Genomic DNA, 15,787 nt, shown 5'->3' with positions numbered 1-15,787 from the left:
TGCGCGATCAGCCGCCGACGGCCTCGCGCACCACGTCCGGGGTGTTGGTGATGATCCCGTCGACGCCGTACCCGGCCACGCGCTGCGCGGTCGCGGCGTCGTTGACCGTCCAGGTGAAGATGTCGAGCGGCTTGTCGTGGGGACCCTTGAGCGCGTGCACCGCGTCGACGTAGGCCGTGGAGATCGTGGAGTGGGACGGGTTGATCTGGTCGACGAACTCCGCGTACGCGGGCAGGTCGGCGACGGCGGGGGTGCCCAGGAACCCGGTCGTGAGGTCCGGGCGCTGCGCGTGGACGCTGCGCATGCTGTCCGCGCTGAAGCTCTGGAGGACCAGCCGGTGCTTCACGTGCCCGTGCCGCAGCCAGCCGTCCTTGCGCAGCTGCCGCAGGATCTGCGCCTCGATGCCCGGGTAGAGCTCGGGCGCCTTGATCTCCAGGAGCAGCTTCTGGTGGTTGTCCTCGACGCGGTCCAGGTACTGATGGAGCGTCGGGATCCGCGCGCCGGTGAACTCGGCGCCCTTCCAGCTGCCCGCGTCCAGTGCGGCGATCTCCGCGGCGGTGAAGTCGCCCACGTTCCACGGGGCGCGGTCCGGGTAGAGCTGTTCGACGTTCGTGGTGCGGGCCAGCGTGGTGTCGTGGATGACGACGAGCGCGCCGTCCTTGGTGCGCTGCACGTCGTTCTCGACCCAGGTGATGCCCAGGTCGTCCGCCTTGTCGACGGCCTCCAGCGTGTTCTCGGGGGCGTAGGCGGACGCGCCGCGGTGTGCGACGACGACCGGTCTGTCGTGTGCGGTGGCGGCTTGTGCGGCAGTGGGCAGGACCAGGACACCGATGATGACGGAACCTGTCACTGTGGCTACTGCGGCTGCTGCGCGTGCGTACACGTCTGCTCCTCATGCGTCGTGAGACCACGGACGGCACGAGCCTGGCAGCCTGGAGCCAACAGAAAACAGGCGAAGGATGGTCACAGGTTGAACGGAGTTATTCAACTGCGGCCGACCCCGTGGAGGAAGCAGGGATTCTTTGCCGGAAAATCGTTCGGGCGTTCCCGCGTGAGCTTTAATCTCAGCCTCAACCGTGGCTGGCCTGATGGTCGTTGACGGGGGAGCGAGCAGGGCATCTCAGGGCATAACAGGGCGAAAGGGCTGCGTCGCATGCAGGGCACGGTCGACGGTTTCAGTTACGGACTCGTCACCCCGGTAGTGGCGTACCTCATGGCCTTCCTGGGAGGTGCGCTCGGTCTGCGCTGCACCACCAGATCGCTTCTGGTGATGAACACCTGGCGGGCCGGCTGGCTCGCCCTCGGGTCCGCGGCGATCGGCTCCGGGATCTGGACGATGCACTTCATCGCGATGATGGGGTTCACCGTCAGAGGAGTGCCGATCCACTACGACCAGCCCACCACGTTCGCGAGCCTCGGCGTCGCCATCGTCATGGTCGGCATCGGCGTGTTCATCGTCGGCTACAAGGGCGCGACCGGCCCGGCCCTGTTCACCGGGGGCACGATCACCGGCCTGGGCGTCGCGTCCATGCACTACCTCGGAATGGCCGGAATGCGCCTTCACGGGACGATCGAGTACAACACGTTCACCGTGGGGGCCTCCGTGGTGATCGCCATGGTGGCGGCGACGGCCGCCCTGTGGGCCGCCGTCCAGGTCCGCGGCATCATGTGGAGCCTCGGCGCGAGCCTCATCATGGGGCTCGCCGTCTCCGGCATGCACTACACCGGTATGGCGGCCGTCAGCGTGCAGCTGCACGGCAGTGCCGGCGGTTCCCCCGGTGGCGACTCGGCCGCCGGCATCCTCGCCCCGATGCTGATCGGCCCCCTGTGCTTCCTCCTCCTGGCCGGAGTGGTGGTCATGTTCGACCCCCTGATGGTCATGGGCCGCCCGGACTGGCGCGACGCGCGGGAGGCCGCCGCCCGCCCCGGCGCCCCCGCCTCGCCGACCGTCCCGCGGCCCCGCCGCGTCCCCGGCCGGCCGAGCCCGCGCACCCCGCAGAACTGGTGATCCGGCACCCCTGAGAGCCCGGCCGCAGCCGTGATCGGACCCCGTTGTCAGTGCGGGGTCGTACGGTTGATTCCATGCGGCCCGTATCCAAGATCGAACGCACGGTGGCGCCTTTCGAGGTCGTCAGCCCGTACCAGCCCAGCGGTGACCAGCCCGCGGCCATCGCCGAGCTGGAGAAGCGCATCAAGGCAGGCGAGAAGGACGTCGTCCTGCTCGGCGCCACCGGCACCGGCAAGTCCGCCACCACGGCGTGGATGATCGAGAAGCTCCAGCGGCCCACCCTCGTGATGGCGCCGAACAAGACGCTGGCCGCGCAGCTGGCGAACGAGTTCCGGGAGCTCCTGCCGAACAACGCGGTCGAGTACTTCGTCTCGTACTACGACTACTACCAACCCGAGGCGTACGTTCCGCAGTCGGACACGTACATCGAGAAGGACTCCTCGATCAACGAGGAGGTGGAGCGCCTGCGCCACTCCGCGACGAACTCGCTGCTGACCCGCCGCGACGTCGTGGTGGTCGCCTCCGTGTCCTGCATCTACGGCCTCGGCACGCCGCAGGAGTACGTGGACCGCATGGTCTCCCTGAAGGTCGGCGAGGAGATCGACCGCGACGACCTGCTGCGCCGCTTCGTCGACATCCAGTACACGCGCAACGACGTGGCGTTCCAGCGCGGCACCTTCCGGGTGCGCGGCGACACCATCGAGATCTTCCCGGTCTACGAGGAGCTCGCGGTCCGGATCGAGATGTTCGGCGACGAGATCGAGGCCCTCTCGACGCTCCACCCCCTCACCGGCGAGGTCATCAGCGACGACGAGTCGCTGTACATCTTCCCTGCCACGCACTACGTGGCGGGCCCCGAGCGCCTGGAGCGCGCGGTCAACGACATCGAGAAGGAGCTGGGCGAGCGCCTCGCCACCCTGGAGAAGCAGGGCAAGATGCTCGAGGCCCAGCGGCTGCGCATGCGCACCACGTACGACATCGAGATGCTCCGCCAGATCGGCTCCTGCTCCGGCGTGGAGAACTACTCGATGCACTTCGACGGCCGCGAGCCCGGCTCCCCGCCGAACACGCTGCTCGACTACTTCCCGGACGACTTCATGCTCGTCATCGACGAGTCGCACGTCACCGTCCCGCAGATCGGCGCCATGTACGAGGGCGACGCCTCCCGCAAGCGCACCCTCGTGGACCACGGCTTCCGGCTGCCCTCCGCGCTCGACAACCGCCCGCTGAAGTGGGAGGAGTTCCAGGAGCGCATCGGCCAGACCGTCTACCTGTCGGCGACCCCGGGCAAGTACGAGCTCGCCCGCTCGGACGGCTACGTGGAGCAGATCATCCGCCCCACCGGCCTGATCGACCCGGAGGTCGTCGTCAAGCCGACCGAGGGGCAGATCGACGACCTGGTGCACGAGATCCGCACGCGCACGGAGAAGGACGAGCGCGTCCTGGTCACCACGCTCACCAAGAAGATGGCCGAGGACCTCACGGACTACTTCCTGGAGCTCGGCATCCAGGTGCGCTACCTCCACAGCGACGTCGACACCCTGCGCCGGGTGGAGCTCCTGCGGGAGCTGCGCGCGGGCGAGTACGACGTCCTGGTCGGCATCAACCTGCTCCGTGAGGGCCTCGACCTGCCCGAGGTCTCCCTGGTCGCGATCCTCGACGCCGACAAGGAGGGCTTCCTGCGCTCCGGTACGTCGCTGATCCAGACCATCGGCCGTGCGGCTCGTAACGTGTCGGGCCAGGTGCACATGTACGCCGACAAGATCACCCCGGCGATGGAGAAGGCCATTGAGGAGACCAATCGCCGCCGGGAGAAGCAGATCGCGTACAACGAGGAGCGGGGCATCGACCCCCAGCCCCTCCGGAAGAAGATCAACGACATCGTCGCGTCCATCGCGCGCGAGGACGTCGACACGGAGGAGCTGCTCGGCACGGGGTACCGCAAGGGCGGAAAGGACGGCAAGGGTGCCAAGGCCCCCGTGCCGTCCCTCGGCAAGGCGGACACCGGCAAGAAGAAGCGCGGCAAGGCGGCGGAGACCGTCCCCACCGACCGCCCCGCGGCCGAACTCGCCGAGCAGATCGAGGAGATGACCGAGCGGATGCGGGCCGCGGCCGCCGACCTGCAGTTCGAGATCGCGGCGCGGCTGCGCGACGAGGTGTCGGAGATGAAGAAGGAGCTGCGCCAGATGAAGGAGGCAGGCATCGCCTGACCTGCCTCGACGGGCGGGACCGCGTCGGTGTGTTGCAAGACCGCCACAAAATCCCGCCCTCGGTGGCGGTGTTGTCGGTGCCCCCCTCTAGGGTTTGGACCAACCGTCGGCGCAGGCCGCGGCAACAGGGGACGGTTCGAGAGGGGACAGCGCGTGGGCATCGACTTGACCAAGGGTCAGGCCATCAGCTTGGAGAAGCAGGGCGGAGGCACCCTCACCGCCGTGCGCATGGGACTCGGCTGGCAGGCGGCGCCGCGGCGCGGACTGTTCGGCACGCGCACCCGTGAGATCGACCTCGACGCGTCGGCGGTCCTCTTCGCCGACAAGCAGCCCGTCGACGTGGTGTTCTTCCGCCACCTCGTCAGCGACGACGGCTCGGTGCGGCACACCGGCGACAACCTGGTCGGCGGCGTGGGCCAGGGCGGCGACGACGAGGCGATCCTCGTCGACCTCGCGCGCGTGCCGGTGCACATCGACCAGATCGTGTTCACGGTCAACTCCTTCACGGGCCAGACGTTCCAGGAGGTGCAGAACGCGTTCTGCCGTCTGGTCGACGAGACGACGGGCCAGGAGCTGGCGCGCTACACGCTCGACGGCGGCGGCCAGTACACGGCGCAGATCATGGCCAAGGTCCACCGGGACGGCGCGGGCTGGAAGATGACGGCCCTGGGCACGGCGGCCAACGGCCGCACGTTCCAGGACCTGATGCCCTCGATCCTGCCCGGCCTGTAGCGGGTCGACGATGGCGGCCGAACTGGTGAGGGGCCAGAACCACCCCCTCACCCGGACCCGTCTGGAGATCCGGGTGTCGGCCGGCCGGCCGGTCGTCGCGGGCGTCACGCTCGCCGACGACCGGGGCACCGTCCACGGCGCCGAGCGGATCGCCCACCCCGGCGCGCCGGCGCTGCCCGGCCTCGAAGTCCCGCGCCAGGCGGCGGCGGACCACCGCCTCGCCGTGGACCTCGACGCCGTACCGCAGGACGTGCACCGGGTCACCGTGCTGCTCGCGCTCCCCGTGGGCACCGGCGGCCCGACCCGGTTCGGCGCCGTCGCCGCCCCCTTCGTCGCGGTCACCGGACTCGACGGCGTCGAGGAGGCCAGCTACACGATCACCGATCTCGACACGGAGTCGGCCGTTGTCGCCCTGGAGCTCTACCGCAGGCAGAGCGCCTGGAAGGTGCGCGCCATCGGCCAGGGCTACGCCGAAGGACTCGGAGCGCTCCTCGCCGACCAGGGCGTTCCCGACGCGACCGCGCTGGCGGGCACCATCCACGACGCCGTCTCCCGAGGACTGGCCCGCGCGGTCGCACCCCGCCCCCGCCCCGCACGGCGGACGAGACGCAGGTCCGCGCGGCGGCCACGGCCGGACACGCCGCGGGTCCCCCGCCGCCCGCCCCGCCCCCACCCCGGGGCGCCGCCCAGGGGCCCATCGACTACAGCCACCCCGGCCGCCAGGCGCCGCCGCCCGCCGCGCCGCAGCCCGCCGTGCCCGTCGCGGGCGACGCCACCGGCTGGTCCATGGAGGAGCGGCTCTACAACCAGGTGTGGGGCATGTTCGAGGACCTCGCCCGCACCGCGGCCGCCTACCGCAGCGCCGTCGACTTCGCCGACGCCCGGATGGAGCAGGAGCTCGACGGCGTCCTCTCCGACCCGCGCAGCCGGATCGGCGGCCAGGGCGACGCCGCCCGCGAGGCCGCCACCGCCAAGCACGGCGCCCTCGTCGACCGCGCCCGCGAGGCCCTCGACCGCGACCTGGCCCAGCTCGTCGCCGAGTCCGAGGTCGTCGAGCCCGCGCTCCCGGCGCCGTACGCGGGCTGGGACAACCCGTGCTGGCACGCGTACCGCAGCCCCATGGAGAACCCGATGGCGGTCCGCCTCGGCGACCTGCGGCTGCCGGAGGGCGACAGCCTGGGCCTGCGCATCCCGATGCTCGTCCGGCTGCCGCTGGAGCGCGGTCTGTGGGTCGACGCGGGCGCCTCCGCGGCCGACGCCTTCACCGACGCCGACGAGCTGCGGGCCCGCGCCGCCCACACCGCGGTCGTGCACGCGGCGCGGCTGCTGGCCGCGTACCCGGCGGGCGAGTTCAGCGTGCACGTCATCGATCCGGCGGGCACGGCCGCGGGCGCCCTCGCTCCGCTCGTCGACGCCGGGGTGCTCGCCGGGCCGCCCGCCAGGGGAGCCGCCGGTGTCGCGGAGACCCTGACCCGGCTGACCGAGCGCGTCGACCTGGTGCAGATGGCGATCCGCGCGGGAGCGGCCGACGCGCTGCCGCCCGACCTGGACGTCGCCGAGCAGCTGCTGATCGTGCACGACTTCCCGCACGGCTTCGACGACCGGTCCGTGACCCGGCTGCGCTACCTGGCCGACGAGGGACCGCAGGTCGGCGTCCATCTGATGCTGGTCGCCGACCGGGAGGACGCGGCCGAGTACGGCCCACTCCTCGACCCTCTGTGGCGTGCCCTGCTGCGCGTGACGCCGGTGCCCGACGACCACCTGGCCGACCCCTGGGTCGGGCACGCCTGGACCTACGAGCCGCCGGCGGTCCAGCCTGGCAGCGCGGTGCTGCGCCACGTCCTTGCCGAAGTGGCCAGAGCCCGTCGGGAAAGGGGCCTTTGACCTGGCGACTTGAGGACTTCTTTACCTTTCCCTTTACCTTTCATGGGTGTTTCGAGTACGCTCCTTTACGCGGAGGGGAGTACTCCCGTACGCGGCGTTCCCGTCAATACGGACGACCGGCCCGATGGCCGCCGATCCCGGGGCGTCGGCCCGAGGCGCGGTCCACGCGCCCGGGTGGAAGAGACCTCCGGCAGCGACGACGCTGATCAGTAGCCGTACGACGCCGGAGGCGCAGTGGACGTATCGATGACCCTTTGGGTGCTGACCATTCTTGGTCTGAGCGCCCTGATCGCGGTCGACTTCTTCATCGGGCGCAAGCCCCACGACGTATCCATCAAGGAAGCCGGAATCTGGACGGTCGTCTGGATCGTGCTGGCCGTGCTCTTCGGCATCGGCCTGCTCGTCTGGGGCAGCAGCCAGGCCGCCGGAGAGTTCTTCGCGGGCTTCATCACCGAGAAGTCGCTGAGCGTCGACAACCTCTTCGTCTTCATCCTGATCATGGCGAAGTTCTCGGTGCCGACCCACCTGCAACAGCGGGTGCTGCTGTTCGGCGTGCTCATCGCCCTCATCCTGCGGGCGATCTTCATCGCCGCGGGCGCGGCGGTCATCGCCAACTTCTCGTGGGTCTTCTACATCTTCGGTGCCTTCCTCATCTACACGGCCTGGAAGCTCATCAAGGAGGCCATGGCGGACGAGGAGGAAGAGGAGTTCGAGGAGAACCGCCTCCTGAAGTCCATCGAGAAGCGGTTCGGTGTCGCCGACCAGTACCACGGCACCAAGCTCTTCATCCGGCAGCACGGCAAGAGGGTCATGACGCCGCTGCTCGTCGTCATGCTCGCCATCGGCATGACCGACGTGCTCTTCGCCATGGACTCGATCCCCGCGATCTTCGGGCTGACCCAGGACCCGTACATCGTCTTCACGGCCAACGCGTTCGCCCTGATGGGACTGCGCCAGCTGTACTTCCTCATCGGCGGACTGCTCAAGAAGCTGGTCCACCTCAGCTACGGGCTGTCGGTGATCCTCGCCTTCATCGGCGTGAAGCTGGTCCTGCACGCGTTGCACGAGTCCGGTGTGCACGTGCCGGAGATCTCCATTCCGGTCTCGCTCGCCGTCATCTGCGGCGTCCTGATCGTCACCACGATCACCAGCCTCTTCGCCTCCAAGAAGCAGGCCGAGCGGGACGCGGCCGAAGCGGCTCAGAAGGACAGCATCAAGGCCTGACGACGTCAGACGTAGGAATTACCAGCACCGGGAGCAGTGCGCGTTCGATTGCCGCGCGCTTCTCCCGGTGCTTGCTTGTGCACTGAGCGCATCCCGGCCCGGGGCGCCACGGCACGACGGGGGAGGACCCCATGAGTCTGAAGTTCACCCAGATCATCGACTTCGAGACCCAGCGCATCGAGGAGATGGAGGAACTGCTCGAGCGGTTCGAGCAGCAGATGGCCGGCACGCCCGGCGGCCCCACGCACCGCATCATGCTCGCCGACCGCGACACCGCGGGCCGCTACCTGGTGGTCATCGAGTTCGACTCGTACGACGACGCGATGCGCAACAGCGAACGTCCCGAGATCTCCCAGCTGAACGAGCAGCTCTCCGCGATGTGTACGCGGCCTCCGGCCTTCACCAACTGCGACGTCAGGGACGCCCGCGAACTGAAGTGAGCCGCGGCTCGCCGGTATCGACACAGCGCCGAAGTCGCGCCCCCGCACCGCCCCGGGCACCATCGAATGCATGATCACCAGACTCCGGGCACTGACCACGCAGTGGACCGTCGCCGTCCCGGTGCTGGCCGTCGTGCTGCTCGGGTTCACGTGGGGGCGCGACCTGCCCGGGGCCGTGGTCACCCTGGTCTCGATCGTCCTCGCGGGCTCCGTGCTCGCCGCCGTGCACCACGCCGAGGTCGTCGCCCACCGCGTGGGCGAACCGTTCGGGTCCCTCGTGCTCGCCGTCGCCGTCACGATCATCGAAGTCGCGCTCATCGTCACCCTGATGGCCGACGGCGGGGCGAAGGGCGCCACGCTCGCCCGGGACACCGTTTTCGCCGCCGTCATGATCACGTGCAACGGCATCGTCGGCATCAGCCTGCTCGCCGCCGCCCTGCGCCACCGCGTGGCGATCTTCCAGTCCGAGGGCACCGGCGGCGCCCTCGCCACCGTCGCCACGCTCGCGACCCTCTGCCTGGTCCTGCCGACCTTCACGACGAGCAAGCAGGGCCCGGAGTTCTCCACCTCCCAACTGGTCTTCTCCGCCGTCGCCGCGGTCGTCCTGTACGGGCTCTTCGTGGCGACCCAGACGGTGCGCCACCGCGACTACTTCCTGCCGATCACCAAGCACGGCGAGGTCATCGACGCCGAGGACCACGCGGACGTGCCCACCACCCGCGCCGCCCTGGCCAGCCTCGGGATGCTCGGACTCGCCCTGATCGCGGTCGTCGGCCTCGCCAAGGGCGTCTCCAAGACGATCGAGCACGGGGTGGAGGCGGCGGGCATGCCGCACGCCGTCGTCGGCGTGATCATCGCGCTGCTGGTGCTGCTGCCGGAGACCATCGCGGCGCTCCGGGCCGCCCGCCGCAACCGCGTCCAGACGAGCCTCAACCTCGCGCTCGGCTCCGCGATGGCGAGCATCGGACTGACCGTCCCCGCCGTCGCCATCGCCTCGTTCTGGCTGGACGGTCCGCTCGTCCTCGGCCTCGGCGCCACCCACATGGTGCTGCTCGCGCTGACCCTGGTGGTCAGCACGCTCACGATCGTCCCCGGACGCGCCACCCCGCTCCAGGGCGGTGTGCACCTGGTGATCCTCGCCGCGTACGTGGAACTCGCCGTCACGCCGTGACGGCCTCCTCCCGTACGACACCGGGAGCGGTCTCGGGAAGCAGTGCGAAGCACCCGAGGCTCAGCACCGCGATGCCCGTCAGGTACCAGCCCACACCCCAGGGGACCCCCGTCCCGCCGTCGGCCAGCGCGGTCGCCGCGATCGGCGTGAGCGCGCCACCCAGGACCCCGCCCAGGTTGTAGCCGACCGCCGCACCCGTGCACCGCACGCGCGGTTCGTACAGTTCCGGCAGGTACGCGGCGATCACGGCGAACATCGTGATGAACGCGAACAGCGCCACCAGGAACCCGAGGAACATCAACAGCGGCTCCCCGGTGGCCAGGAGCGCCACCATCGGCACCATCCACACCACGGCCATCGCGCACCCCGCGAGACACATGGGACGCCGTCCGTACCGGTCGCCGAGGAGCGCCGCCAGCGGAGTCGACGCCCCCTTGACGACGACGGCCGCCATGATGCAGGTCAGCATGACGCTGCGGCTCACGCCGAGCCGCTCCACTCCATAGGCGAGCGACCAGGTCGTCACCGCATAGAAGATGGCGTATCCGACGGACAGGGCCCCGGCCGTCAGGAGCACCAACCGCCAGTGCCCGCGTACCACTTCGGCCAGCGGGAGCCGCGCGGGTTCGGCCACCTCCAGGAACGCGGGGCTCTCCACCAGCGACCTGCGCAGCCACAGCCCGGCCACGGCCAGGGCCCCCGCCGCCCAGAACGGCACCCGCCACCCCCAGGCCGCGAACTGCGCGTCCGTGAGCGTCGCCGACAGCGCCAGCATGATCCCGTTGGCGAGCAGGAACCCCACCGAAGGGCCGATCTGGGGCATGCTCGCCCACAGTCCGCGCCGTGCGGCGGGCGCGTGCTCGGCGGTCAGCAGCACCGCCCCGCCCCACTCGCCGCCGAGCCCGAGCCCCTGGAGAAAACGCAACAGAAGGAGAAGCAGGGGAGCGGCCACCCCGATCGAGGCATAGGTGGGCACGCAACCGACCGCCACGGTCGCGGCCCCGGTGAGCATCAGTGACCCCACCAGGACGGGGCGTCGTCCGTGCCGGTCTCCGATGTGCCCGAACAGGACCGAGCCGAGCGGCCTCGCCACGAAGCCCACCCCGAAGGTCGCGAAGGCGGCCAGAGTTCCCGCGAGCGGCGAGAACGTCGGGAAGAACAGCGGGCCGAGGACCAGCGCGGCGGCGGTGCCGTAGACGAAGAAGTCGAAGAACTCGATGGCGGTGCCGGCCAGCGAGGCGGCGGCGAGCCGTGGCAGTGACGGAGGGTGAGTGGTGCGCATGTCGCGGCAACTACCCGTAGTCGGCGCAGGTTACGGGGGCGTACGAGAGTGGGGTGCGGGGCGCGTGGAGGTCCCTCCTGAGCGGTGGTCCATCCGGCGCGGCGTGATAGACCCTCAAGGAGCTACCACTTACGTACGGAGGTCCCCTGTGCCGCGCACGCTCGCCACTGCCCCGATCATGGTTCTCAACGGCCCGAACCTGAACCTTCTCGGCAGGCGTCAGCCGGAGATCTACGGCCGCGACACCCTCGCCGACGTCGAGGCGCTGTGCGTCAAGGCGGCCGCCGCGCACGGAGCCACCGTGGACTTCCGGCAGTCCAACCACGAGGGCGAACTGGTCGACTGGATCCACGAGGCCCGCGAGAACCACGTCGGCATCGTCATCAACCCCGCCGCCTACTCGCACACGTCCGTGGCCATCCTGGACGCCCTCAACACCTGTGACGGGATGCCGGTGGTCGAGGTCCACATCTCCAACATCCACCAGCGCGAGGAGTTCCGGCACCACTCCTACGTGTCGCTGCGCGCCGACGGCGTGATCGCGGGCTGCGGCGTGCAGGGCTACGCGTTCGGTGTGGAGCGGGTGGCGGCCCTCGCCGCGCCGGGGGCGGCGCAGGCCTAGAAGGCCGCCTACAGGCGCCCCGCCTCCACGATCCGCCGCAGGAACTGTCGCGTACGTTCCTGCCGCGGATCCCCGAACACGGCCTCCGGGGTGCCGCGTTCGAGCACCACACCGCCTTCCAGGAAGCACACCTGGTCGGCGACCTCACGGGCGAAGCTCATCTCGTGGGTGGCCAGCACCATCGTCATGCCCTCGCCCTTCAAGTCGCGCACGACGTCGAGGACTTCACCGACGAGCTCGGGGTCGAGGGCCGCGGTGACCTCGTCGAGCAGCAGCAGCCGGGGCCGCACGGCCAGGGCCCGTACGATCGCCGCACGCTGCTGCTGGCCGCCGCTGAGCCGGTCCGGGTACTCCCGGGCCTTCGCACCGAGCCCGAGGCGCTCCAGCAGGCCCCTGGCCCGCTCCTCGGCCTCCTCGCGCGAGACGCCGTGCACCCGGCGCGGCGCGAGCGTGACGTTCTCCAGGACGGTCATGTGCGGGAACAGGTTGTAGGCCTGGAAGACCACGCCGATCCGCCGCCGCACCGCGTCCGCGTCCGCGCGCGGGTCGGTGATCTCCTCGCCGTCCAGCCAGATCGCCCCGTCGTCGATCTCCTCCAGGAGGTTGGCGCAGCGCAGCAGCGTTGACTTGCCGGACCCGGAGGCGCCGATCAGCGCGGTCACGCTGTGCGGAGCGACCTCCAGGTCCACGTCGCGCAGCACCACGGTCTCGCCGAACGTCTTGCGCACGGACTCCATCCGCAGCACGGAGTCGGTCATACGAGGCCTCCTTGTGCCCGGCGCCGGTCCATCCGGGCCGTCACCCAGTCCGTGAGGCGTGTCATGGGAATGGTGAGCGCCACGAAAACCAGACCCGCGACCACATAGGGCGTGTAGTTGAAGTCCTTGCTGGCGATGATCTGCGCTGCGTACACGGCGTCCACGGCACCTCCGATGGAGACCAGACCGGTGTCCTTCTGGAGCGAGACCAGGTCGTTCAGCAGAGGCGGCACGACGCGGCGCACCGCCTGGGGCAGCACTACATAGCGCAGTGTCTGACGGTTGTTGAGCCCCAGGGAACGCGCGGCGGCCCGCTGCGAGGGGTGGACCGACTCGATGCCGGCGCGGAACACCTCTGCGACGTACGCCGAGTACGTCAGGACCAGCGCGGCGCCGCCCAGCAGGACGGGATCCGTGGTCACCCCCTGGAGGCGCAGCGCGGGGACGCCGAAGATGACCAGCAACAAGCAGATGATGAGCGGCAGTCCGCGGAAGAAGTCGGTGTACGCCGTCGCCAGCGCGCGCAGCGGGAAGAAGACCGGCCCCCGCAACGTACGGGCGAGGGCGAGCAGCATCCCGAGGACCAGGACACACGCCCCGCACACCGCCAGGAGGCGGACGTTCAGCCAGAGGCCTTCAAGGACCTGAGGAAGCGCCACGCGCGCGTAGTGCGCACTGAAGAAGGTGTCCTTCGTCCGTTCCCAGCCGGGGGAGTTGGTGATGACGACGAACAGGACGGCGCCCGTCACCAAGGTGCTCAGCGCCGCGATGCCCGTCGCCCGGCGGGCACGGCTCCGCCGGTAGCGCTCGCGGGCTATTCGGCGCTCGGAGGGGACGTACACGTCCTCCGTGACGGACGGCTGCTTCGCGACGGTCACTTGAGCACCGGTGCGTCGACGGCCTCGGACAGCCACTTCTTCTCCAGGGAGGCCAGCGTGCCGTCCTTGCGGAGGGCGTCCACCGCGCCCGTCACGCACGACGTCAGTTCGCTCTCCTTGTCGAGGACGAGACCGAACTGCTCGGGCGTTCCGGTCGAGTTCTCGAACTGGCCCACCACCTCGGCGTCCGTGACCTCGGCGCCGGTGATGTAGAAGGCGGTCGGGAGGTCGACCACGATCGCGTCCACCTGGCCGTTCTTCAGGGCGGACTTGGCGAAGTCGTTCTTCTGGTAGACGGCCGGCTTCTGGTCCGGCTTCACCAGGTCGTTGATGAAGTCCAGGCTCGTGGTGCCCACTTGGGCGCCCAGCTTCGCGTGCTTCAGGTCGGCGACGCTCTTCGCCTTGGCGGCCTTGGACGACTTCAGGGCGACGACGGCCTGCCGCACGTCGTAGTAGCCCGACGAGAACGCGACGGCCTTCTTGCGGGCATCACTGATCGACACCTGGTTGATGTCGAAGTCGAACTTCTTCGCGCCCGGGGCGAACGAGCTGTTGAACGGAACGGTCTGCCACTCCACTTGGGGCCTGGAGTAGCCGAGCCGCTTCGCCACGGCGTACGCGACCGCCGACTCGAACCCCTGGCCGTTGGCCGGGTCGTCGTCCTTGAACCACGGCGCGTAGGCGGGCTTGTCGGTGCCCACGGTGAGCTTGCCGGAGGCCACCGTCGGGAGTTTGCCCGCAGGGCAGGAGGCGGCCGTGGCGGGCTTACCGGAGGCCTTGTTCCCGGAGTTCTCGGGTTCTGGGGCGCAGGCCGCCGCGGCGACCAGGACGAGGGCGGAGCAAACGGCAAGACGCGCGGCGCGGTGGGCGAGATGCATGGCCGGAGACTGACAGCGCTCAGCCCTGTTTGTCGAGGTCAGGACAGCAAGTGTCCGCATGGTGGGAACATGTGTTGCGGCCGTGTGAACAGCGGCCGCCCGCCGCGGCGTCGGTCACCAGCCCCGCGCGCGCCACTCCGGAAGGTGCGGCCGCTCGGCGCCCAGGGACGTGTCGTTGCCGTGTCCCGGATAGACCCACGTCTCGTCCGGCAGCGGCCCGAAGATCTTCGACTCCACGTCGTCGATGAGGCTCGCGAAGGCGTCCGGGTCCTTGCGCGTGTTGCCGACGCCGCCCGGGAAGAGGCAGTCACCGGTGAAGACGTGCGGGTGGCCGTGCGGGTCGTCGTAGACCAGCGCGATGGAGCCGGGCGTGTGGCCGACCAGATGGCGGGCGGTCAGCGAGATCCGGCCGAACTCGATCGTGTCGCCGTCGGCGACGAGCACGTCCGTCGCCACGGGGATGCCCGCGGCGTCGTCGCGCCCCGCGTACGTGCGCGCGCCGGTCGCTCCGACGACCTCGGCGAGCGCCTGCCAGTGGTCCCCGTGCTGGTGCGTGGTGACGACGGCCGTGATGCCGTCGTCGCCGATGAGCCGCAGCAGCGTCTCCGGCTCGTTCGCCGCGTCGATCAGAAGCTGCTGGTCGGTCGCGCGGCACCGCAGCAGATAGGCGTTGTTGTCCATCGGTCCGACCGCGACCTTGGAGATCATCAGGTCCTGCAACTCGTGCACGTCCGCCGGGCCGCCGACCCTCACCGTTCCGCTGTACGTCATGGGCTCAGCCTATAGCGGGGGCAGGGCGGGCAGCAGGCCGCCGTCGACGGTCAGCCCGGTGCCGTCCCGGCGGCCGCAGAGCCAGCCCAGCAGGTCCGCCGCCCGGCCCCGGACCGCGAGGGGCTTGCCGTCGGCTCCGCCCGACGTCCAGCGGCGGTCGGAGTCCGTCGCCAGCGCGAGCGGCGGCACATCCTTGTGCCCGGTGAACCGATCGGCCAGGAAGTCGATCTCCCGGTGGGTGAAGTCCGCGGGGAGGTCCTCCAGCCCGTACCCGATCCCGAGGTCCACGTGGTGCAGCTCCACCTCGGCGAGCCGCCGGAAGGGGATGCGGGAGGCGGCGTCGGTCACGCCGTTGCGCAGCTCCACGGTGCGCGACCAGTCCGCGTCCACGGCCCCGACGCGCTGGAAGCGCTCGGCGCTCTCCCGTACGTCGTCGACCTGCGCGCGCAGCCCGCGCGGGGCGTCCCGTTCGATGTCGGCGTCGCGCGCCTCGCCGCTCACGTACATGGGACGGCCCTCGAGGACGTTGACGAGCGCGTCGGCGTTCCGGGCGAGGTGGGCGAGCACATGGCCGCGGCTCCAGCCCGGAAGCCGTGACGGCTCGGCGACGGCGGCGTTGTCCAGGGTGCTGACCGCGGCGAGGAGCCGGTCGGTCGCTTCGCGTACAGACACCAGGTCGCGCACATGATCACTCATGACGCCGACGATAGCGGCGCCACACGTTCGGGTGAAGGTGGCCGACCTGGCGCCTTAATCGAATGTACGTGCTATAAGCTCGACGGCGGCATCGGGCATTCTTGGTGGTCCGGGTTTGTTACCAACCAGGGAAACCAACCGGCGCTGTCAGTGGCTCCCCCTACTCTTCGAAAGACAGCCATCTCACGACTTCTCCGTCAGGCTTCCCGTCGCTCTCGACGGCGTCGTCTCCG

At 70.0% G+C, this 15,787-nt stretch carries 14 protein-coding genes and 1 pseudogene; 8 read left to right on the top strand and 7 right to left on the bottom strand.

All coding sequences use genetic code 11. The features are described 5' to 3' along the window. Nucleotides 1-7: 7 nt before the first annotated feature. Nucleotides 8-850, bottom strand: coding sequence for a glycerophosphodiester phosphodiesterase (locus V2W30_RS09875; RefSeq protein WP_425244515.1), 843 nt, complete (start codon nucleotides 848-850; stop codon nucleotides 8-10). Nucleotides 851-1,153: 303 nt separating this feature from the next. Between V2W30_RS09875 and V2W30_RS09870 the strand changes: the two genes are divergently transcribed. The 7 genes and pseudogenes from V2W30_RS09870 to V2W30_RS09840 all read left to right on the top strand — a co-directional run bounded on the left by V2W30_RS09870 (nucleotide 1,154) and on the right by V2W30_RS09840 (nucleotide 9,669). Continuing rightward, nucleotides 1,154-2,008, top strand: a complete 855-nt coding sequence (locus V2W30_RS09870) for an MHYT domain-containing protein (protein WP_338695421.1) — start codon at nucleotides 1,154-1,156, stop codon at nucleotides 2,006-2,008. 74 nt (nucleotides 2,009-2,082) lie between these two features. Further along, nucleotides 2,083-4,218: an excinuclease ABC subunit UvrB gene (gene uvrB, locus V2W30_RS09865; RefSeq protein WP_338695420.1), complete on the top strand. Its 2,136-nt coding sequence runs from the start codon at nucleotides 2,083-2,085 to the stop codon at nucleotides 4,216-4,218. Nucleotides 4,219-4,383: 165 nt separating this feature from the next. Beyond that, entirely contained in the window at nucleotides 4,384-4,950 is a 567-nt protein-coding gene (locus V2W30_RS09860; RefSeq protein ID WP_425244670.1) for a TerD family protein, read from the top strand. Between the two features lie 10 nt (nucleotides 4,951-4,960). Further along, a pseudogene (locus V2W30_RS09855) lies at nucleotides 4,961-6,834 on the top strand (TerD family protein). Nucleotides 6,835-7,068: 234 nt separating this feature from the next. Further along, nucleotides 7,069-8,058 (top strand): TerC family protein, encoded by a 990-nt coding sequence (locus tag V2W30_RS09850; RefSeq protein WP_338695418.1) that lies wholly within the window; start codon nucleotides 7,069-7,071, stop codon nucleotides 8,056-8,058. A 131-nt stretch (nucleotides 8,059-8,189) separates the two neighbouring features. Next, a complete protein-coding gene (locus tag V2W30_RS09845) occupies nucleotides 8,190-8,498 on the top strand; it encodes a hypothetical protein (RefSeq protein WP_338695416.1) in 309 nt (102 codons plus the stop codon). A 70-nt stretch (nucleotides 8,499-8,568) separates the two neighbouring features. Continuing rightward, entirely contained in the window at nucleotides 8,569-9,669 is a 1,101-nt protein-coding gene (locus V2W30_RS09840) for an ionic transporter y4hA (RefSeq protein WP_338695415.1), read from the top strand. On the opposite strand, the gene V2W30_RS09835 is transcribed toward V2W30_RS09840, so the two are convergent. Then, nucleotides 9,659-10,951, bottom strand: a complete 1,293-nt coding sequence (locus tag V2W30_RS09835) for an MFS transporter (RefSeq protein WP_338695414.1) — start codon at nucleotides 10,949-10,951, stop codon at nucleotides 9,659-9,661. The genes V2W30_RS09840 and V2W30_RS09835 overlap by 11 nt on opposite strands. A gap of 148 nt (nucleotides 10,952-11,099) precedes the next feature. On the opposite strand from V2W30_RS09835, the gene aroQ reads away from it, so the two are divergent. Next, nucleotides 11,100-11,573, top strand: a complete 474-nt coding sequence (aroQ, locus tag V2W30_RS09830) for a type II 3-dehydroquinate dehydratase (RefSeq protein ID WP_338695413.1) — start codon at nucleotides 11,100-11,102, stop codon at nucleotides 11,571-11,573. 8 nt (nucleotides 11,574-11,581) lie between these two features. On the opposite strand, the gene V2W30_RS09825 is transcribed toward aroQ, so the two are convergent. From V2W30_RS09825 to V2W30_RS09805, 5 genes are all read right to left on the bottom strand, one after another. Next, complete coding sequence (locus V2W30_RS09825) at nucleotides 11,582-12,331, bottom strand: amino acid ABC transporter ATP-binding protein (protein ID WP_338695412.1); 750 nt, start codon at nucleotides 12,329-12,331, stop codon at nucleotides 11,582-11,584. Then, nucleotides 12,328-13,209, bottom strand: a complete 882-nt coding sequence (locus V2W30_RS09820; protein WP_338695410.1) for an amino acid ABC transporter permease — start codon at nucleotides 13,207-13,209, stop codon at nucleotides 12,328-12,330. Before V2W30_RS09820 ends, V2W30_RS09825 begins: the two co-directional genes overlap by 4 nt. Next, on the bottom strand, nucleotides 13,206-14,087 hold the full coding sequence (locus tag V2W30_RS09815) for an ABC transporter substrate-binding protein (RefSeq protein WP_338695408.1): 882 nt from the start codon (nucleotides 14,085-14,087) through the stop codon (nucleotides 13,206-13,208). The genes V2W30_RS09820 and V2W30_RS09815 overlap by 4 nt, the downstream gene beginning before the upstream one ends. Before the next feature lie 114 nt (nucleotides 14,088-14,201). Then, nucleotides 14,202-14,858, bottom strand: a complete 657-nt coding sequence (locus tag V2W30_RS09810) for an MBL fold metallo-hydrolase (protein ID WP_338695406.1) — start codon at nucleotides 14,856-14,858, stop codon at nucleotides 14,202-14,204. 9 nt (nucleotides 14,859-14,867) lie between these two features. Further along, a complete protein-coding gene (locus V2W30_RS09805) occupies nucleotides 14,868-15,554 on the bottom strand; it encodes a maleylpyruvate isomerase family mycothiol-dependent enzyme (RefSeq protein WP_338695404.1) in 687 nt (228 codons plus the stop codon). Between the last annotated feature and the right edge of the window lie 233 nt (nucleotides 15,555-15,787).

This window comes from Streptomyces sp. Q6 (genome assembly GCF_036967205.1).
Taxonomy (GTDB): domain Bacteria; phylum Actinomycetota; class Actinomycetes; order Streptomycetales; family Streptomycetaceae; genus Streptomyces; species Streptomyces citrinus.
The sequence above is the reverse complement of the archived record's forward strand: the minus strand, read 5'-3'. Positions and strand labels throughout refer to the sequence as shown.